At 65.2% G+C, this 19985-nt stretch carries 13 protein-coding genes; 5 read left to right on the forward strand and 8 right to left on the reverse strand.

The annotated features are described in order from the left end of the window. Nucleotides 1–28: 28 nt before the first annotated feature. A complete protein-coding gene (locus BLS55_RS05360) occupies nucleotides 29–1141 on the reverse strand; it encodes a tRNA nucleotidyltransferase/poly(A) polymerase-related protein (RefSeq protein ID WP_092153333.1) in 1113 nt (370 codons plus the stop codon). Between BLS55_RS05360 and BLS55_RS05365 the strand changes: the two genes are divergently transcribed. The 5 genes from BLS55_RS05365 (at nucleotide 1140) to BLS55_RS05385 (ending at nucleotide 13168) form a co-directional block, all read left to right on the forward strand. Next, nucleotides 1140–1961 (forward strand): biotin--[acetyl-CoA-carboxylase] ligase, encoded by an 822-nt coding sequence (locus BLS55_RS05365; RefSeq protein ID WP_092153334.1) that lies wholly within the window; start codon nucleotides 1140–1142, stop codon nucleotides 1959–1961. The two genes, BLS55_RS05360 and BLS55_RS05365, sit on opposite strands and share 2 nt — an antisense overlap. Nucleotides 1962–2143: 182 nt before the next feature. Further along, a complete protein-coding gene (locus BLS55_RS05370) occupies nucleotides 2144–5845 on the forward strand; it encodes a pyruvate carboxylase (protein ID WP_092153335.1) in 3702 nt (1233 codons plus the stop codon). Nucleotides 5846–6094: 249 nt separating this feature from the next. Beyond that, a complete protein-coding gene (locus BLS55_RS05375; RefSeq protein ID WP_092153336.1) occupies nucleotides 6095–9670 on the forward strand; it encodes a PEP/pyruvate-binding domain-containing protein in 3576 nt (1191 codons plus the stop codon). Nucleotides 9671–9874: 204 nt separating this feature from the next. Then, nucleotides 9875–11155 carry a molybdopterin molybdotransferase MoeA gene (locus tag BLS55_RS05380; RefSeq protein ID WP_092153337.1) on the forward strand — a complete coding sequence of 427 codons (1281 nt, stop codon included), beginning with the start codon at nucleotides 9875–9877 and terminating at the stop codon, nucleotides 11153–11155. Between the two features lie 39 nt (nucleotides 11156–11194). Continuing rightward, complete coding sequence (locus tag BLS55_RS05385) at nucleotides 11195–13168, forward strand: molybdopterin biosynthesis protein (protein ID WP_092153338.1); 1974 nt, start codon at nucleotides 11195–11197, stop codon at nucleotides 13166–13168. On the opposite strand, the gene BLS55_RS05390 is transcribed toward BLS55_RS05385, so the two are convergent. The 7 genes from BLS55_RS05390 to BLS55_RS05420 all read right to left on the reverse strand — a co-directional run bounded on the left by BLS55_RS05390 (nucleotide 13160) and on the right by BLS55_RS05420 (nucleotide 19969). After that, entirely contained in the window at nucleotides 13160–14056 is an 897-nt protein-coding gene (locus BLS55_RS05390) for a HesA/MoeB/ThiF family protein (RefSeq protein WP_257243142.1), read from the reverse strand. The two genes, BLS55_RS05385 and BLS55_RS05390, sit on opposite strands and share 9 nt — an antisense overlap. A gap of 10 nt (nucleotides 14057–14066) precedes the next feature. Next, nucleotides 14067–14306: a MoaD/ThiS family protein gene (locus tag BLS55_RS05395; protein ID WP_092153340.1), complete on the reverse strand. Its 240-nt coding sequence runs from the start codon at nucleotides 14304–14306 to the stop codon at nucleotides 14067–14069. Between the two features lie 281 nt (nucleotides 14307–14587). Then, nucleotides 14588–16339, reverse strand: a complete 1752-nt coding sequence (locus tag BLS55_RS05400; protein WP_092153341.1) for an aldehyde ferredoxin oxidoreductase C-terminal domain-containing protein — start codon at nucleotides 16337–16339, stop codon at nucleotides 14588–14590. A 223-nt stretch (nucleotides 16340–16562) separates the two neighbouring features. After that, nucleotides 16563–17201 (reverse strand): ATP-binding cassette domain-containing protein, encoded by a 639-nt coding sequence (locus BLS55_RS05405; protein ID WP_092153342.1) that lies wholly within the window; start codon nucleotides 17199–17201, stop codon nucleotides 16563–16565. Then, nucleotides 17198–17893, reverse strand: a complete 696-nt coding sequence (locus BLS55_RS05410; protein WP_092153343.1) for an ABC transporter permease — start codon at nucleotides 17891–17893, stop codon at nucleotides 17198–17200. Before BLS55_RS05410 ends, BLS55_RS05405 begins: the two co-directional genes overlap by 4 nt. A gap of 91 nt (nucleotides 17894–17984) precedes the next feature. Next, the gene (locus BLS55_RS05415; protein ID WP_092153344.1) at nucleotides 17985–18812 is read right to left on the reverse strand and encodes an ABC transporter substrate-binding protein; all 828 of its coding nucleotides are present in this window, start codon (nucleotides 18810–18812) and stop codon (nucleotides 17985–17987) included. Nucleotides 18813–18973: 161 nt separating this feature from the next. Next, entirely contained in the window at nucleotides 18974–19969 is a 996-nt protein-coding gene (locus BLS55_RS05420) for a transporter (RefSeq protein ID WP_092153345.1), read from the reverse strand. Nucleotides 19970–19985: the final 16 nt, after the last annotated feature.

A 19985-nucleotide genomic window follows, 5' to 3' on the forward strand; every position in this document is an offset into this window, starting at 1 on the left:
TCCCTGCCCCCCACAAAAATCTTTCTCCCTATCCCCCCTTGTCGCGCAGGGCGGCCAGGGCCTGGCAGTGGAGCTCGCGCAGGCGGCGGGCGCTTTCCGCGCCCTGGTTGCGCCAGCGTTCCGGCAGGGTTACGGGCAGCATAGCCGCAAGCTGAACCTGGGCGGCGGCGCTTACGTTGCTGCCGCTGTCCGCGTCGGCCAGCTTCCAGAAGGGCTCGGCAAGTCCGGTGCGGTGCACATGCCAGAGCAGGTCGCGGCGGGTGCCGGTGCGCAGCGTATGGAACTGGCCGGCCTTCATGTGTTCGGCGGCGGCCAGGGCTCCCGCCTTGGCGTAGAGGGCTGGCAGGCGCAGGCGGTTGGCCAGCTGGCGGGCCAGGGGCACGCCGCGTTGTTCGTGCCCGTAGTGGTGGGGGAGCAGGGTAGGATCGGTGGTGATTTTGCCCAGGTCGTGGCACAGGGCCATCCACACGGCCAGAGGGTCGCCGGCCAGTAGGTCGGCCAGGCGCAGACTGTGGCCGAAAACGCTGTTGGCGTGCCAGCGCGCCGGTCCGGCCGGGATGGCGCGGGCGGTTTCCAGCTCCGCAAACCAGGGGCAGAGGGCCTGGCCCTGGGCCAGAACGCGGAAAAAGCGGGCGGGGGCCGGGGCGGCCAGGGCTTTGCGCAGCTCGCGGGCCACACGTTCGGCCGGCAGGGCGGCCAGGGCCGTGGAGGAAAGGGCGCGCATCTGGGCGAAGGCTTCGGCGTCGATACGCCAGTGGGGCCAGAGGGCGGCGAAGCGGGCCAGGCGGAAAATGCGGGTGGGGTCGTCGGCAAAGGCCGTGGCGGCGGCCGGGCGCAGAAGGCTGTTCTGCAGGTCCTGCGCGGCCTTGGGGTGCATATGGATTTTGCCATCGCCGCCCAGGGCCAGGGCGTTGATGGTCAGGTCGCGGCGGCAAAGGTCCGTTTCCGGGCGGCCGCCTTCCAGGGGCATGCATTCCCGGCCGCGCCAGAGGCAGACGTGCACGCTGCGGCCCACCATGCGGGCGTCGGGGTGGGCGGCCAGAAAATCTTCCGCGCTGCCGGAAAAAGCGAAATCCAGTTCGGTGGGGGTGCGGCCCAGCAGCATGTCGCGCACGGCGCCGCCGACAAGGTAGAGTTGCATGAACAGAGCGTATCAGAGTCCGCAGGCAGAGGGAAGCCGTACCGCCGCGGCGGTGGGGCGGGGGCCCTGGGTCTGGCGGTTCGGTGTGGTGGGCTCCTGCCTGGACACGGCGCGGATGCTGGCGGCGCGAGGCTGGCTTGCCCCGTGGGAGAGCGTGCAGGCTGTAAGCCAGACGGCGGGGCGGGGGCAGTTGCGGCGGCAGTGGCGTTCGCCGCCGGGCAATCTGTATGCCGCGCTGCGTTTGCCGTGCGCGCCGCCTTTTGACGGCAGCGCCGCCGCGCCGGCCATGGGCGTGCTGGCGGCCAGGGCTTTGCAGACCATGGGCTGGCCCGTGCGGCTCAAGTGGCCCAATGACCTGGTGCTGGACGGCGCGGACGGGACGCCGCGCAAGGTGGCGGGTGTGCTGCTGGAGGAGCGGGGCGGCGTGCTGCTGGCCGGGATGGGGCTTAATGTGGCGTGGGCCCCGGAAACTGCGGAACTGCGGGCCGACGCGGCCCTGGAAGCCACCTGCCTTGCCGCGGCCGCGGCGGGAAGGGAAAACAAAGGCGCAAGCCGCCATATTCCCACAGCGGAGGCCCTCTGGCAACACCTTGTAATGTGCCTGTATTCGGCATATAACAGCGGCCACTCTTTTTCGGAGCAGTGGCGGGACGGATTGGAGGATATGCTGCTCTGGCGGGGCCTCATTGTGGAGCTCTGCGACGATGGACGGGTGACGCGAGGGCGTCTGGAGGGGCTGGGCGCCTCCGGCGGCGTATGCCTGGATACGGGCGGGCGCGTGGAGGAGTTTTTTTGCGGCAGCCTCCGGCGCGGGGGCTGAGCCGGAGGGGTTTTCGTCTGTGATCGCGGGTCGCTGCGGCGGCTCCGGCGCGGGGCGGCACACGGGCAGTGCGTCCGGACATGTTGTCCGGGCCGCCCACGAAAACGGCGCGGGGCGTTGTGCCTGGCGCGCCGAAGCAGACGCCAGGGCGGAGCTTTGGCGGGAAAGGGCTGAGAAAAGGCATGGCCAACAAGACATTTGCGGAAGTGCAGGAATTTTTGAAGGGTAAGGTTATCCTGGTTGCCAACCGCGGCATCCCGGCCCGGCGCATCTGCCGCTCCATTCGGGAGCGCTTTGACGCTGTGGCCGCCATGACCGCCACGGACGTGGACAAAACCGCCCCCGCCGCGGCCACGGCCCAGGAGCTGGTGCTGCTTGGACCCGAACCCCGGGCCTACCTGGATATTGACCGCATTATTGATAAGGCCAAACAGCGCGGCGTTGTGGGCATTCACCCCGGCTGGGGCTTTGCCTCCGAGGACACGCGCTTCCCGCAGCGCTGCAAAGAGGCCGGCATCACGTTTATCGGGGCCACGGCTGAGGCCATGAACCTGCTGGGCAACAAAGTGCAGGCCCGCCAGGTGGCGCGTAAGCTGGGCATCCCCGTGGTGCCCGGTTCCGACGGCGCGGTGGATGTGGATACGGCCCGCAAGCTCATCGCCGAAATCGGCCTGCCCATCATGCTTAAGGCCGAGGGCGGCGGCGGTGGCCGCGGCATCTTTGCCATCCATAAGGAATCGGAGCTGGAGGACGCCTTTTTTAAAGCCTCCACCATGGCTCAGGCTTCCTTCGGCAACCCGCGTCTGTTTGTGGAAAAGTTCCTGGCCGGCGTGCGGCACATTGAGATTCAGGTCATTGCCGATATGTACGGCAACGTGTTCGCCTTTGACGAGCGCGACTGCACCGTGCAGCGCAACCACCAGAAGCTCATCGAAATTACTCCTTCGCCCTGGTCGGGCATTACCCGCAACCTGCGGGAAAAGCTCAAGGACTACGCCCGGCGGCTGATCAAGGCCGTGGGCTACCACTCCCTGGCGACGGTGGAGTTTCTGGTGCTGCCGGACGGCACGCCGTACCTTATTGAGGTGAACACCCGCCTGCAGGTGGAGCACGGCATCACCGAATGCCGCTACGGCATCGACCTGGTGGAGGAGCAGATCGCCGTGGCCTTCGGCGCGGAGCTGCGCTACCGGGAGGAAAATCTGCGGCCTTCCTACTGCTCCATGCAGGTGCGCATCAATTGCGAGAACCCGCAGGACAACTTCGCCCCCAACTCCGGGCTTATTTCACGCTACGTCTCGCCCGGCGGCCCCGGCGTGCGGCTGGATTCCAACATCAGCGCGGGCTATGAGTTTCCGGCCAACTACGATTCCGCGGGCGCGCTGCTTATCGCCTACGCCCATGACTGGGAAAAGACCCTGGGCATCATGGACCGGGCGCTGGGCGAATACGTCATCGGCGGCATCAAGACCACCATTCCCTTTTTCCGTCAGGTCATCAAAAATCCCTTGTTCCGCCAGGGCGGGATCAACACCAACTTCATCGCCGACCACCCGGAGCTCATGATCTATACGGATCTGGCCCCGGAAGGGGAGCGGCTTTCGCGTCTGGTGGCCGAAATTTCGGCCAAGGGCTACAACCCCTATGTGCAGCTGGGCCAGTACCGCTCGGCGGATACCCCCTGTCTTGGCCCCTTTGAGCCGGTGCTGCCGCCCATCAGCAGCGCCGTGCGGCGGCAGCCTTCGCCCTACCCCCAGGGCGACCGCACGGCCACCCTGGACTATATCCGCGATTCGGGCAGCGTCCACTTCACGGACACCACGCCGCGCGACTTCACCCAATCCAATTCCGGCAACCGCTTCCGGCTGGCTGAAGACAGGCTCATCGGCCCCTATCTGGACAACGTGGGCTATTTCTCCATTGAGAACGGCGGCGGCGCGCACTTTCATGTGGCCATGATGGCCAATATGACCTATCCCTTCACCGAGGCGAAGGAGTGGAACAGTTTCGCCCCCAAGACCCTCAAGCAGCTCCTGGTACGTTCCACCAACGTGTTGGGCTATACGCCGCAGCCGCGCAACCTCATGCGCGTCACCGGCGAGATGATCTGCGACCACTATCAGGTGGTGCGCTGTTTCGACTTCCTCAACCATGTTGAAAACATGCGGCCCATCGCCGAAGTGGTCATGGACCGCAAGGACGTCATTTTTGAGCCGGCGCTTTCCATGTCCTGGGCCAAGGGCTTTGACGTCAGGCACTATCTGGGCGTTACCGAGGCCATCCTGGGCATGGTGGCGGACATTATGGGCAAGGACAAAAAGGCCGCCGCGCGCCAGATCATTCTGGGCCTCAAGGATATGGGCGGCGTCTGCCCGCCGCGCTTCATGAAGGAGCTGGTGGGCGCGCTGCGCAAAGCCTGGCCTGAGCTCGTGCTGCACTACCACCGGCATTACACGGACGGGCTGTTTGTGCCTTCCTGCGGGGCGGCCGCCAAGGCCGGGGCGCACATCATCGACGTGGGCCTGGGGTCGGCGGTGCGCGCCTACGGCCAGGGCGACGTGCTCGCCACCATGGCCTATATTGAAGACGAGCTGGGCCTGACCTGCCACCTTAACAAAAACGCCATCCGCGACGCCAACTTTGTGTGCAAGCAGATCATGCCCTACTACGACCGTTACTGCGCGCCGTACTTCCAGGGCATAGACTACGACGTCACCCGCCACGGCATGCCCGGCGGGGCCACCTCCTCTTCGCAGGAGGGGGCCATGAAGCAGGGTTATATCCACCTGCTGCCTTATATGCTCAAGTTTCTGGAAGGCACCCGGCAGATCGTGCGCTACCACGATGTGACACCGGGCTCGCAGATCACCTGGAATACGGCCTTCCTGGCTGTGACCGGGGCCTGGAAGCGCGGCGGCGAGGATGAGGTGCGCTACCTGCTGGAGGTGCTGCAGCAGGTGACCCGCCTGCCCGATGCGGAGCTTCCGGCAGAGATGCGCAAGGCGCGGCTCGCCATCTACCGCGACTGCAACGACGCCTTCCGCAACCTCCTGCTGGGCAAGTTCGGCAGGCTGCCCCTGGGCTTCCCGGCTGACTGGGTTTACCAGAGCGCCTTCGGCTCGGACTGGAAGAACGCCATCGCCAACCGCACGGAGGCCTCCCCCCTGGATGCCCTGCCCGACGTGAACCTGGCGGCGGAAGAAAAGGCCTGTACGGATATCCTCAAGCGCAGGCCCAATGCCGAGGAATTTGTGCTCTACCTCAACCACCCGGCGGACGCGCTCAAGACCATTCAGTTCCGGGCCAAGTTCGGCGATCCCAACAATCTGCCCCTGCACGTCTGGTTTGAGGGGCTCAAGGTGGGGCAGGATCTCTACTTCAACGACAGCAGCGGCAAGCCGCACCATCTGCTGCTGCTGAGCATTTCCGAGCCCGACAGCACCGGCGTATCCATCTGCCGCTATGTGCTGGACTCGGAATTCATGAGCTGCGAGGTACAGGTGCGCCAGCCCACGGGCGGCGGCGTTAAAAGCACCCTCATGGCCGACCCGGCCAATAAGTTCCATGTGCCCGCGCCGAGCAACGGCGACCTCTGGGTCATGTATGTGCACCCTGGCGACCTGGTGAAGGCCGGCGAGGAGCTCTTTAACGTCTCCATCATGAAGCAGGAAAAGGCCGTGCTGGCGCCCGTGGACGGCATTGTCAAACGGGTGCTCAAGACGGCGGACTTCAAGGAGAACAAACAGATGGTCTCCGTGCGGGAGGGCGAACTTATCGTGGAGCTGGGGCCGGTGCCGCGCATCTGCCCCAACGAAGCCTGCGGACAGCCCATCCCTATGGACAATATTGCCTTTTGCCCGTATTGCGGTTCTCGCATCGGGTAGCGCGCGTGCCGGGCGGCTGCGTCCGGCCCCGCGGCCCGCGGCTGTGCCGCGCGCGGAGCCTGCACAGCCCCTGTCCCGCCGCAGAGGGTCGCCCGTCAGAGCGACGACTGCAGCGGCGTCTTTGCGGCCTGTAGCGCCGCGGGTTGCCGCGTTGGACTGCCCGGCAAAGCGTACGCTCTGGTGGACAGTCTGGTGTTGTCACGATACAATTTCACCGGTTGATCGCTGATTCCCAACCCGGAGGAAGTCATGGCCAAATGTCCCGCCGCCAAACCCGCACAACCCAAACCCAAGACCGCCACATCCGAATCCATCCAGAAAAAGCTGGTGCTGATCGGGGCGGACATCGTACAGCTTGGGCCTGAAGCGGAGCTGCTTGTTGGTGGTAAAAACTATAATACGGCCCTCATCAGCCAGATTGAGGGCATCCAGGCTCCCCATTTTCGCGCCGTTTCGTCTCTGGCCTTCCATCGCGTACTGGATGAGACCAAGGTCAACGGCCGGGTGGTGCGCAATGTTGTGGACCGCGAGTACGGCCGCATCGACTGGAACGATCCGGAAATCAATCAGGATCCGGACTTTCTGCAGAAATTCGTCCGCCAGCTGGGCAAGCAGATCCACCAGGCCGCCGAGGCCGAAGGCGAGCAATCGCACACCAAGCTGCGCACCTTTATCAATAACGTGGTGGAAGGGTTCGCCACCTCGCCCGAAGGCATCGACCAGCTGCGCAAGCGCTCGGTTATGGTGCAGGCCGCCATCCTCTCCGTAACCCTGCCGGCCGAGGTGGACGAGGCCGTGCGCGGCGCGTACCGCGCCATCTGCAAGGAAAATGAGGACGACATGACCCCCGTGGCCGTGCGCTCCTCGGCGGCGGGCGAAGACTCCCGCAAAAAGGCTTTTGCCGGCCTGCAGGACACCTACCTGAATATGGTGGGCGAGGATAAAGTGGTGGAAGCCTATCATTGGGACTGTTCCTCCGCCTACAACCTGCGCTCCATGACCTACCGGCGGGAAGCCATCCTCGACGCCCTGGCCAAGGCCGAAGAAACGGGCGACGAATCCATCGCCGCCGCGGCCAAGGAAGAATGGGCCATTGAACATACCTCCCTTTCCGTCTGCATGATGCAGATGATCAATCCCGTTATCTCCGGCACGGCCTTTTCCGCCGATACGGCCACGGGCTGTCGGGGCACGGACCGCAAAGACCTGGTCAGCATCGACGCCAGCTACGGCCTGGGCGAGGCCGTGGTGGGCGGCAAGGTCACGCCCGACAAGCTCTACGTCTTTCAGCGCGACGACGGCGGCGAAGTGGTCATCCGGCAGATGGGCTGCAAGGACATGCGCATTGTCTACGACGAGCGCGGTGGCACCAGGGAGGAGAAGATCTCCGAGCTGGAAGCCCTGCGCTGGGCCCTTTCCCTGAGCCAGGCAGAGCGCGTGGCCGAGGGCGTGCGCGCCGTGAGCAAGGCTTACGGCGGCATCATCATGGATACGGAATTCTGCATCGACGCCAAGGACCGCCTCTGGTTCGTCCAGGCCCGGCCCGAAACCCGCTGGAACGAGGATCTGGAGCTGCACCCCAGCACCATCTTCATGCGCCGGCGTGAAGTGGACGCCAAGGCCGCGGCCGAGGCCGAAGTGCTGGTGGAAGGCAACGGCGCCTCCCGCGGGGCGGGGCAGGGCACGGTGCGCTTTTTGCGCTCCGCCCTGGAGCTGAACAAAATCGCCAAGGGCGACGTGCTGGCCGCCGAACGCACGGATCCGGACATGGTGCCGGGCATGCGGGTGGCTTCGGCCATCATGGCCGATGTGGGCGGCGATACGAGCCACGCGGCCATCACCTCGCGTGAGCTGGGCATCCCCGCCGTCATCGGCATCCAGCGGCTGGACGTGCTGCGCGCCCTGGACGGGGTGGAAGTGACCGTGGACGGCACGCGCGGCCGGGTGTTCCGCGGCCTTTTGCCCTTGCACCAGGTGGGCGGCGAAATGGACGTGGCCAAGCTGCCTCTCACCAAGACCAAGGTGGGCCTGGTGCTGGCCGACGTGGGCCAGGCCCTTTTTCTCTCGCGTTTGCGCAACTTCCCGCAGTTTGAAGTGGGCCTTCTGCGCGCCGAATTCATGCTGGGCAACATCGGCGTGCATCCGCAGGCTCTGGAAGCCTTTGACAAGGGCGAGCTGGAAGGCGTGGTGCAGACCAAGCTCAAAGAGCTGGAAAACCGCCTTTCCAAAGTACTGCGTGAGCAGATGGCCAACGGCCTTATCGTCTTCAATTTCAACCTGCGCGAATATGTGGGCGAGGTGACCGGGCTGGCCGCCGAGGTGGACGCTCTGGCCGACGCCGACAAAAGCCTCAGCGCCGAAGAAGTGCTTCTGCAGCACCGCAAGATGCGCGAGCTGGACCATAAAATTGACCAGCACATGGAGCTGGCCTCCCGCCGCATTGAGGTGCTCAAAACTTCGCCGGAGCTGGCCGAGCATGTGCGCATCATCATGGGCTATGACGACGAGCTGGCCCTGAGCAACCCTGCGGACCCGGAAGGCGCCAAGCGCGCCGCCGAAATCGAGGCCGCCGTGGAAGCCCATGTGCGCCGCATTGAGAACCTCCCCGCCGTGGTTCGCCTGCGGGACAACATCCAGCACCTGCGGGAAGAAGTGGGCCTGCGCACCGGCCTCAAAAAAGAAATGGACGACGTGCGCAACCTGCCGGAAAAAATCCGCAGCCTCATCAAATCGCGCGGCTTCCGTACGGGCAAGGAGCACTATGTGCAGACCCTGGCCCAAAACCTGGCCCTCTTTGCCATGGCCTTTTACGGCAAGCCCATCACCTACCGCACCACGGACTTCAAGAGCAACGAATACCGCAACCTGCTCGGCGGCAACCTCTTTGAGCATGTGGAAGACAACCCCATGCTGGGCTACCGCGGCGTCTCGCGCAATATCCACGACTGGGAAATCGAGGCCTTCAAGCTGGCGCGCGGCGTCTACGGCGGCAACAACCTGCGGCTCATGCTGCCCTTTGTGCGCACCCTGGAGGAAGCCCGCTCCATGCGCAGCTACCTGGAGCAGGTGCACAAGCTCAAAAGCGGGCAGGACGGGCTCAAGATCATCCTCATGTCTGAGCTGCCTTCCAACGCCATTCTGGCCAAGCAGTTCATTTCGGAGTTTGACGGCTTCTCCATCGGCTCCAACGACATGACCCAGATGGTTCTGGCCACGGACCGCGACAACGCCCGCTTGTCCCACATCTACGACGAGGAAGACCCCGCCGTGGTCTGGGCTATCCTGGTGAGCATCTTCACCGGCCAGAAGTACGGCAAAAAGGTAGGCTTCTGCGGTCAGGGCGTTTCCAACAGCGTCATCCTGCGCGGCCTTGTGGCCATTGCGGGCATCACCTCCGCCTCTGTGGTGCCGGATACCTACTACCAGACCGTGTTCGACATCGCCGCGGTGGAAGGGGAGAACCTTCCCGCTTCCCAACTGGGAACCTGGCTCGGCCAGCAGCACCACAAGCGTCTGGCCGACCTCATGGAGCGCAACGGCTACGGGCACATCCTCAAAAAATACAAGGAACCCCAGGATATTCAGGAATGGTACGAGGGCGAGCTGCAACGCCGCCACGAGCAGTTCCGCGAACACCTGGACACGCCCAAGGAAGACTTCTACCGCGCTGAGCTCCAGGGCTTCCGCTCCACCTTCCACAAGCCGGTCATCTACGCCACCTGGAACTGGGACGAAACTGTGCTGGACGCCCTGCACCATTCCGGCTTTGCCGACTTTGAGGCGCAGGCCAAGGCGCTGGAAATATCGCGACAGTTGAACGGATAAAAGTGTCGGAACCGTGTTGAACAAGAAAGGGAGCTTCCTGCGGGGGGCTCCCTTTCCTTGTTGGGCCGCCGTGCCCTTTTGCGCCTGCCGCCCAAGTGACCCACTGCTCCCGGTACAGCGCAGGCGGCTTTGCTTGCCCTTTGGCCGGGTTTGGGCCACAATCCCTCCTGCTTCCACCGTCGCGCACACCAACCGGAGGGCCGGGTGAAGCCTTTTTTGACCTTACAATCCGTTGAATCCGTCCTTGAGCATATCCGGTCCTTTCCTGTTCTAGAGGAAGAGGCCGTCCCGCTGGATGCGGCCCTGGGGCGCCGTCTGGCCGGGTCTTTTGCGGCCCCGGAAGCGCTGCCGGGTTTTGACCGCGCCACCGTGGACGGCTTTGCCGTGCGCGCGCGGGATGTGTTCGGCGCGCAGGAGGGCAGCCCCGCCCTGGTAGAATGCGTGGCGGACTGCCCCATGGGCGTTGTGCCGGAGGTGGTTCTGCAGGAGGGCCAGGCCGCGCGCATCCTGACTGGCGGCATGCTGCCGCAGGGCGCGGACTGCGCGGTGATGGTGGAATATTCCCGCCCGGCCGGAGGCAATCTGGTGGAATTAACCCGCAGCCAGGCCCCGGGCGACAACGTCATCCTGCGCGACGACGACGCCGCGGCCGGCGATGTGCTGCTGCAGGCCGGGCAGCGCCTGCGGCCCCAGGATCTGGGCCTGCTGGCGGCCTTCGGCGTCAGCGGGGTGGGCGTGCGGCGGCGGCCGCGCGTGGCGGTGCTTTCCACCGGGGACGAAGTTGTCCCCAGTGCGGAGACGCCCCCGCCCGGCAAGGTTCGCGACGTCAACGCCCACAGCATTGCAGCCCTCTGCCGCGAGGCCGGAGCCGACGCCCTGCGGGCCGGGCTGGTGCGGGACGACGCCCAGGCCCTGCAGGCGGCCGTGGCACGCCTGGCGCAGGAATACGATGTGGTGGCGGTTTCCGGCGGTTCTTCCGCGGGCATGCGCGACCACACGGTGGAAATTTTCGCCTCCCTGCCGCAGGCAAGCCTGCTGGTGCACGGGGCGGCCATCAGCCCCGGCAAGCCGTTTATTCTGGCCAGATCTGTTATGGCTGGCCGCGTGGTCGCTCTGGTGGGCCTGCCTGGCCACACCACCAGCGCGCTCATCTGCGCCCGCGTTTTTTTGGCCCCCCTGCTGGCCCATCTGCAGGGCGGGGCCGTGCCGGAAACGCCCGCAGCGCTCCCGGCCGTGCTGGTTCGCTCCGTAGCTTCCGCGCAGGGAAGGCGCGACTACCTGCGCGTCAGGCTGCGCGCCCTGTGCGGCGCGGAGCAGGAGCGGGCAGCCGTTGCTGGTCTGCGGCCTCGCTACGCGGCGGAACCCATCATGGGCGCTTCCGGGCTTATTTCCGGCATGGCCGCCGCGGACGGCCTGCTGGTCTGCCCGGAAAACCGGGAGGGTTACGACGCCGGCGAGCTGGTCATGGTGGAGCTTTTTCGCTGAAACACGCCCCGCGGGGCATACGCGCATGGAGAAACTGCCTTGAAGCGCACAACATATCTGACCCTTCTGCCGCCGGAAGAGGCCCGCGCCCGCTGGTTCAAAGACCTTGACGCCGCAGCCTTCACCCTGGGCGAAGAGCAGGCGCCCCTGACCAAGGCGCTGCGGCGCGTGCTCAGCCGCCCCGTGGCGGCCCTGCGGTCTTCCCCGGCTTTTCACGGGGCGGCTATGGACGGCATTGCCGTCCATGCCGAAGACACCTTCAGCGCTTCAGCCCGCAAGCCCCTGCGGCTCAAAATCGGCGCGGAAGCCCACTGGATCAATACGGGCCGCCCCCTGCCCCAGGGCTGCAACGCCGTGGTCATGATGGAGCACGTCCACCTTGAATGCGTTCAGGGGCCGCACGCGGAAGAGCAGTGGGCCGTCATCGAAAAAGCGGCCTTTCCCTGGCAGCATGTGCGCAAGATGGGCGAGGACATGGTGGCTACAGAAATCATCCTGCCGCCGGGCACCTCTCTTGGCCCTTACGACCTTGGGGCTCTGGCCGCGGGCGGGGTTCTGGATGTGCCCGTTTTTCGGCGGCCGTGGGTTTCCATTATTCCCAGCGGTTCGGAGATCGTGCCCCTGGCGGAGGCCCGCGAAGAGGACCTGCGCGCGGGACGGGCGCTGCCGGAATTCAACTCGTTGATTTTTTCCGCCATGATAGCCGAAGCCGGGGGCGAAGCTGCCGTTCTGCCTGTGGTTCCGGATGAGCCCGCCGCCATCCGGGACGCCGTGGCCGCGGCCCTGGAAACGGCGGATCTGGTCATCCTCAATGCCGGTTCTTCGGCGGGCAGCCACGATTTTACGGCGCATGTGCTGGAGGGCATGGGCACGGTGACGGCCCATGGCGTTGCCGTCATGCCGGGCAAGCCCACGGTGCTGGCCGTGGCGGGCGGTAAACCCGTGATCGGCGTGCCGGGGTATCCGGTTTCCGCGGGCATTGCTATGGAAGAGTTTGTGCTGCCCCTGCTCGCCCTGTGGCAGCGGCGTTGCCCTCCTGAGCGGGAAAAGATCCGCGCCGTGCCCTGCAACCCCCTGCCTTCCCGGCCTGGCATGGAAGAGCGGCTGCGGGTCAAGCTGGGCTGCGTGGGGGATACGGTGGTGGCCGTGCCCCTGGCGCGCGGCGCGGGCGCTGTTACCAGCCTCAGCCGTGCGGACGGCATTGTCCGCATCCCCCGCGACAGCGAAGGCTGCAACGCCGGGGAGCCCGTGGAGGTGGAGCTGCTGCGGCCGCACGCTGCCCTGGCCGGGGCGCTGCTGGCCATAGGCAGCCACGACAACACGCTGGACCTGCTGGACAGCCTGCTGCGCAAAGCGCACCCGCAGTTCCGGCTGACGTCCGCCCATGTGGGTTCGCTGGGCGGCCTCATGGCCCTGAAGCGCGGCCAGTGCCACCTGGCGGGCAGCCACCTGCTGGACCCGGCCAGCGGCGTGTACAACCGCAAAGCTATTGAAGACAACCTGGACGAACCGGTAGTGCTGCTGCGGCTTGTGGACAGGGAGCAGGGCCTTCTCACCGCGCCCGGCAACCCGCTGGGCATTGCGGGTATAGAAGATCTGGCCCGTCCGGGGGTGCGCTTCGTTAACCGGCAGCGCGGCAGCGGCACCCGCGTGCTGCTCGACTACCGACTGGAGCGCCTGGGCCTGGCGCCGGGCAGAATTTCCGGATACTGCGACGAGGAGTATACCCACATGAATGTGGCCGCGGCCGTGCTTTCGGGCCGGGCGGACGCCGGTCTGGCCGTGCGGGCCGCCGCCAACGCCCTGGGCCTGCCCTTTATCCCGGTGGGGGTGGAAGAATACGATCTGGTCATTCCCCGCCGTTTTTTTGCGGGGGACGCAGTGCAGGCCCTGCTGGAGGTCATTCGCGGCGCGGCCTTCCGGCAGGCAGTGGAGCGCATGGGCGGCTACGGTACGGAAAAGACCGGGCAGATTGTTTGGGAGTATGCGGGAAAGCGGGCCGGGCTAAGCTGAATCGGGCCAGGCAAAGGGCTCCAGCTCAGGCACGCTCAGGTCCAGATGAAAGAGGGGAGAATCCGCGCTGTGTTCCAGCAGGGCCCGCAGCGCTAGCCGGACCATGAGACAGGCCACGGCGGCCGGGGCCAGAGCGCTTACCCCTTCGCGCCGGGCCTGCTCGCGTTGACGGGGGCTTTGCCCTTCAGGATAGAGCTGCGCAAGGCGGGCTTCCGGCCCGGCGTTGGCGTAGCAGAAGCCTTCGTCCCGCAGCACGGAACCGTGGATAAACGGCACGCCCGCGGCCAGAGCGGCTTTTTCCAGGGCCGTCTTGGCGGCGATGTCGTCCAGGCAGTCCAGGGCCAGATCCATGCCCGCCACCAGGCCGGGCAGGCTTGTGGCGTCGGCCCGCAGCTGCAGGGCCTCCACATCCATGTGGGACGCCATGTCCCGCAGGGCCTCGCGCGCCGTCAGCGCCTTGGAAAGCCCCAACGCGCGTTCGCCGCAGAAGCGCTGGCGGTTGAGGTTGCTTTCCTCAAACACGTCGTCGTCCACCAGGCGCAGGCCGCCCAGGCCGGTGCGGGCCAGCAGCTCCGCCACATGCCCGCCCAGGCCGCCGCAGCCCAGCACCAGAACCCGGCTGTGCAGCAGGCGCGCCATCTGGGCGGCGGAAAACAGCCCGAAATTGCGGCGGAAGCGTTCCGGCCAGACGTTTGCGCCCAGCAGGCTGACCATGGCCGCGCGGAGGGGCAGGGCGTTGTGCGCGGCCCACAGGCGGATACCGTCAAGACTGACGAAAAGTGTTTCCGCTGCGCCTGCGGGGGCCGCTGCGCCGCGCGGGCCTTCCGCCACCGGGCAGGCCGCGCGGATGTGGGGGCCGAAAAAGGCCCGCAGCTCCGGAAGGGTCATGGTCAACGGGCTAGCCTCCCCCGACAGCCGGGAAATAGGCAACACGGTCACCGTCGCGCATGGGATCGTCCACCTTGTGCTGACGCCCGTTGACCATGACGATTTTGATGTCTTGCAGCGGCAGGCCCAGATGCTGCGCCAGCTGCGCTACGGTGCTGCCTTCCGGCATGCTGACATGCAGCCCGGTTTCCGGCGCATAGTCCGGCACATAATCGCGCAGGGTTGTGCTCAGCTTTACGGTTAAGTGCATAAGGCGCTCCTGTTGTTGGGCGACCGTATCCATACTGCCCGCGCGGGTTCTGGGCCGTCAAGCGGCATCTTTCTTCCGCCGCAACACAAAATATGCCGGGCCGTCCAGCACGGTACGGGGCGGCCCGGCGAACAAAGGCGCTATCGCTCCTTATAGCAGATTCACTTTGAGAATCTGCATTCTCAAAGTTTGCGGCACGCTCATTTTGGCGCTTAACGGCGCAAATAAATTGCGCTTACGCCTCCACAGCGGGCGTCTGCTCACGCAGCCGCCAGGGCATTTCAACTTTGAAATGGCTTAATCCAGTTAAACACCGTTTTGAGCTCTTCGTGGGTGATGTCAAAGGTGGTGTTGTGCGGGGGCAGCTTCTCGTCCATAAAGAATTCGGGCAGGATGTCCGCCGCCTGGGTGATGCCCGCGCGGCGGTTGAAGTCGATTTCTGTGGAGAGCACGCGCTGACCCAGGGTGACCACATCCTCCCCGGTGAGCCGCCAGTCGAACTTGGCGTTAAGCATGTCCACCACGGCGGGCAGGGCGTCCGGCACGTCCAGAATGGCAAAAGCCGTGAACAGGCAGAGGCCCACGGAATCCACGGAGGCGGTGGCCACCTGCAGATTGCGTGAAAGCTCAATCTGCCCTTCCTTTTTGAGGGGATCGACCGTGCCGCCGCTGTTGAGGATATTGGAAGTGACCGCATAACCCGCCGTGTGGTCCGCGCCCATGGGCGTGGTGGCGTAGGTGACGCCCTGGCCCTTGACCGCGCGCGGGTCATAGGCGGGCAGGCTCTGCCCCTTAACCACGGGCACGCGCCGTACGCCGAAGACGCGCCCGGTAGTGGCCGCGCCGCAGCCGATAACGCGGCCCAATGGGGTGCCCTCGCTGATGCCGTTCATGGCATCCAGCACGGCCTTGGCGTCGCCGTAGGGGATGCCCCCCCCGGCCATGGCCACGCCCACGGCCACGCCCACGTCAATGGTGTCCAGGCCGATGTCGTCGCACATGTAGTCATAGCGGGAAATGGCGTCCAGATCGGCAATGCCGGAATGGGGGCCGAAGCACCACAGAGTTTCGTATTCCGGCCATTTGCTTTGGAATTTTCCTTTTTTGTCCGGCAGAATGCCGCTGCAGCGGATCATGCAGCCGCTCATGCAGCCGTGGGCCACCACGCCTTCGCCGCCGCGCTCTTTGGTAATTTTGTTCATATATTCGCCGGAAACGGCCTCGTGCTTGTCAAACTGCCCCACCGTAAAGTTGGCCGTGGGCAGGCCCCCGGCCTCGTGCAGGATATTGACCAGCACGGCGGTGCCGTATTCCGCCAGACCTTTGCTGGTAATGGGGTGCTCCGCCAGGGCTTTGGCAAAGCGTTTGGAGGCCTCGCGAAAAGCTTTGGCGTCGGCAAGGGGCTGGCTTTTGCCGCCCTCTGGGTTCACGATGATGGCCTTGAGGCCCTTGGAGCCCATAACCGCGCCCACGCCGCCGCGTCCTGCATGGCGCATGGGGCGCAGCTCCCGGTCGGTGCAGGCGATGGAGGCCGCCGTCAGCCTGAATTCGCCCGCGCGGCCGATGGTGATGTAGCTGCATTCCTTGCCGTGCTTTTCCACCAGCTTTTCCACAGCGGCAAAGTTGTTCAGGCCGGCAACCTCGGCCGGAATGAGCCTGGCGCGGTCCTTGCCCACCTCCAGCTGCCACCAGGAGCCTTCCTCGGCCATGTTTTCCACAATAACGGCCAGAATGCCCAGGCGCGCCAGATGGCCGCCGGGCTGCCCGCCGGCGTTGGATTCCTTGATGCCCTCGGTAAGGGGGCTTTTACAGCCGACGGAAAGGCGGTTGGTGTTAGGGCTGTTGGTAGCGCCCAGCAGGCCGGGCGCAAAGACCAGCTTGTTGTGCGGGCCAATGGGGGTGCAGGTGGGCGGTACCTCGCGCGCGACAATGGTGGATGTCAGCGCGCGGCCGCCAAGGCCGGCATATTCCTGGGGAATTTCTTCAAAAGCACAGGTCTTGGTCGCCATATTGACGCGCAGAAAACGGAACATGGAGCCTCCTTGCCAGGCCGCATAGGGTACGCCTGTACGTGTTTTCCCTTCTGTACCCTGTGGGGAAAAAGGAGCGCAACTCCGCACAAAAATTGTCTCGCTTTTCTGTTGCAGACGGCAAAGGATTGGAAAAAAGAGGGCTGTTTTGCAAAAACTTGTTCTATTCCAGATGGGTAGGGTAGCTTTGTGCTGTGGGGCTGCAGCGATGGTATTGCCTGGTCGTTCAGTCAGTCTCGTCCCAGGCGGTCCCAAGGCGTATTTCCCGCGCCTCCAGGGCACGCAGCAGGGCCGCGTCGTGGGTGGCGCAGACCACCGTGACGCCCTGGGCCGCACAGCTTGCCACGGCCGCCGCCATGGCCCGCGCGCTGGCCGCGTCCACATTGGATGTGGGCTCGTCCAGTAGCAGCACCTTGGGCCGCAGGGCCAGGCGGGCGGCCAGGGCCACGCGCTGGCGTTCGCCGCCGGAAAGCTCGTGCGGGCCGCGCCCGGCAAGGGCCCAGGGGTCTGCAAAGCCTGCCGCCCGCATGCACTGCGCGTAGATCTGCCGCAGGTTCCCTGTCTGGCGGCGCAGCCGCAGGCCCAGCAGTACGTTGGAGAGAACGCTCATTCGCAGCAGATACGGTTCCTGCAGCAGAAGAGTGACTTCCTTTCGCCCGGCCGCGCCGCCGTGGTAGCGCAGGGTTCCGGCCACGGGGCGCTCCAGAAAGGCCAGCAGGCGCAGGAGCGTGGATTTGCCGCAACCGTTGGGGCCGGTGAGGGCCGTCACCGCGCCCTGCGGAATGGCCAGCCGCGGCAGACGCAGCGCCTCGCGGCCTTCATAGCGCTGCACAAGGTCGCGTCCTTCATAGATTGCGGCTGTCATACGCGGCTCCTGCGGCGGAAAAAGGCGAGCGTCAGGTTAACGAAAAAAGCCATGAGCAGCAGCACCAGCCCCAGGGCAATGCCCTGGGCAAAATCCCCCTTGCTTGTTTCCAGCGCAATGGCCGTGGTCATGGTGCGGGTGGCATAGCGGATGTTGCCCCCCAGCATCATGGCCACGCCCACTTCGGTGATGACGCGGCCGAAGGCGGTAATGCAGACCATGCCCACGGCGTAGCGGCATTCCCAGAGGGAGCAGAGGGCCAGCTGGCGGCCATCGGCCCCCAGGGTCAGGAGGGTCTCGCGGCAGCGCGGGTCCAGATCCTCCACGGCCTGCGCCGTCCAGGAAACCACAATGGGCAGGGCCAGCACGGCCTGACCTATGGCCATGCCCCGCAGGGTGAACAGCAGGCCGTAAGCGCCCAAGGGGCCGCGCGCGGTAATAAGGGTATAGATCAGCAGACCGATGAGCACCGTGGGAAAGGCCAGCAGGGTATCGGAAGCAAGCCGCAGCGCACGTCGGCCCGGAAAGGCGCAGTAGCCCAGCAGAAAGCCCAGGGGCAGCCCCAGCAGCAAGGCCGCCGCCATGGCCAGACAGGTGGAGGCCAGTGTGGCCTCAATGGCCGAAAAAGTGGCCGCGTCCATCCGCGTCAGCAGGTGCAGGGCGCTCTGAAAGCCGTTGATAAGGTAGTCCATAGTGGCCGCCGGTGCTTTCTGAGGGAGTTCGGAATGCAGACAGGGCCTGGCCCCCGCGCCTTCGGCCCTGTCTGTTCCGCACTGTGCGGCTTTATTGGCCTGCGTTGGGGAAGAAGAGCTGCTTGCCCTTCAATTTGTAGGCGGCGATTTTTTGCTGGGTGGACGGTGCTGCCCACCAATCTTCAAATTTTTTGGCCAGATCTTTTCTGACCTTGGGGCATTGGGCGGGGTTGACGGTTATCACGCTGTACTGGTTGAAGAGGGCCTTATCGCCTTCCACCACAATGGTCAGGGGGTTTGTGTCGCCTGTCCTTTCAGCGAAGGAAATCCACGTCCCGCGGTCCGTAAGGGCGTAGGCGCGCCTTTCTGCAGCCATGTTCAGTGTGGCCATCATGCCCTGCCCGGCGGAGATGTAGTGGGGCTCCGCATCAGGGGCAAGATTGCACTGTTGCCAAAGCCTTTGCTCGGCCTTGTGCGTGCCGGACTGGTCGCCGCGGCTTACAAAATTTGCCTTGGCGGCAAAGATGCGCTGGAGCGCCGCGTCAGCGGAGCGGCCTTTAACGTCCGCCGGATCGGCAAGGGGGCCCACGATGATAAAGTCGTTGTACATGACCTGCCGCCGGTCAATGCCGTGGCCTGCCGCAACAAAGGCCTTTTCTGCCGCGGGGGCGTGCACCAGCAGCACGTCGGCGTCGCAGTTTTTGGCTATTTCCAGGGCCTTGCCGGTGCCCACGGCCACCCATTTAAGGTCGATGCCGGTTTCCTTTCTGAAGTCTGGTTCAAGGTATTCCAGCAGGCCGGAATCCTGGGTGCTGGTGGTAGTGGCCATCATGAGGCTTTCCGCGGCCTGGGCCGCCGGGGCGAAGGTCAGAACCACGGCGGCGCAGACTGCGGCGCTGAAGCGTGCCGGAGAGAACATGCGTGCGACTCCTGTTGTAAGGGCAAGTTTGCCTGTAGAGCGTTGTGCGCGACAATGTTCACGGTATCATGAAAAAGCGGGATAGAAAAGCCAGGCGGGGGCTGTCCGTCGGCACGGCTTGCTGCGGGGTGGGGCTAACCCTTGCGGGGCAGGGCGGCGGTTCAGTCGTCCAGAAGGCGGACAGCGGCGGAGGAGAAGTAGGCGCAGACCTTGCCGCCCTCGCGCAGCCGCGCCTGGGTAAGAGCGGCGGTTTCCAGCGTGGCGCGCAAGGTGGTGCCGTCCGCAAGGCCGATGCAGGCAAAACTTTCCACCAGGTCGGAATGCAGGCTTTCCACCACGCCTTTGAGGCAGTTGGCAAGGCTCAGGGGGGTTCTTTCCGGGGTGAGGGCGATGCGTTCCGGATCGACGCGGGCGCTCAGAACCTGGTTTTCGTGCACTTCCAGAAGTGCCGCCTCTTCCGGGGTGCAGGCGGCAAGCAGACGCAGATCGGAAAAAGTGGTGATCTCCACCTGCACCTTGCGCATGCCGACGGCCATACGGCTGACAATGCCCCAGAAGAGGTTGGCGCCATCGTCCGCCTCGCCGCCGCAGGCGGCGTTCCGGCGTTGGGCCTGGGCGCTCAGAACCTGTCGGGCCGCGCCGCCGGAAAAATTCAGAAAGGCCAGCAGCTGCTCCGCGTCCTGCTGTCCCAGAAATTTGAGCACCAGCGGCATGGGCACGTGCAGCTCCAGCAGCTCAAGGCCACGGGAATAGCGGATGGCGCGCGGGCCTACGGCATTGGCCGGCAGGCCCATGCGGCTGCCCACCGCATAAAGTTTTTTGCGCAAAAAGCTCTGGTCCAGCTGCAAAAAATCCGGCTCGGCCGCCTGGGGCAGGCTGAGGATGCGCCGGATGTTGCGCATGGCGCTCACCGGCAGCAGGATTTCCCTGGCGTTGGAGCCCGGCACGCGGAGCACGCCCGTAATGGTGTCAATGGCGGCGCGGGGAACAATCTGCAGCGCTTCGCCCAGGCGGAGGCCGCCGTAGCGCATGAGCAGAAAGGCCAAGTGCAGCCGTGCCCGCAGGAGCTTCTGGGTGCGGGTGACGGCCTCGGCCTCCCACTGTTCCCAGCACAGGGTCAGGCCTTCAAGCTCTTGGCGTGTAAGATGGCGTTGCATGGTGCGATGGCGTCCG

It is taken from the genome of Desulfovibrio legallii (genome assembly GCF_900102485.1).
Classification (GTDB): Bacteria; Desulfobacterota; Desulfovibrionia; order Desulfovibrionales; family Desulfovibrionaceae; genus Desulfovibrio; species Desulfovibrio legallii_A.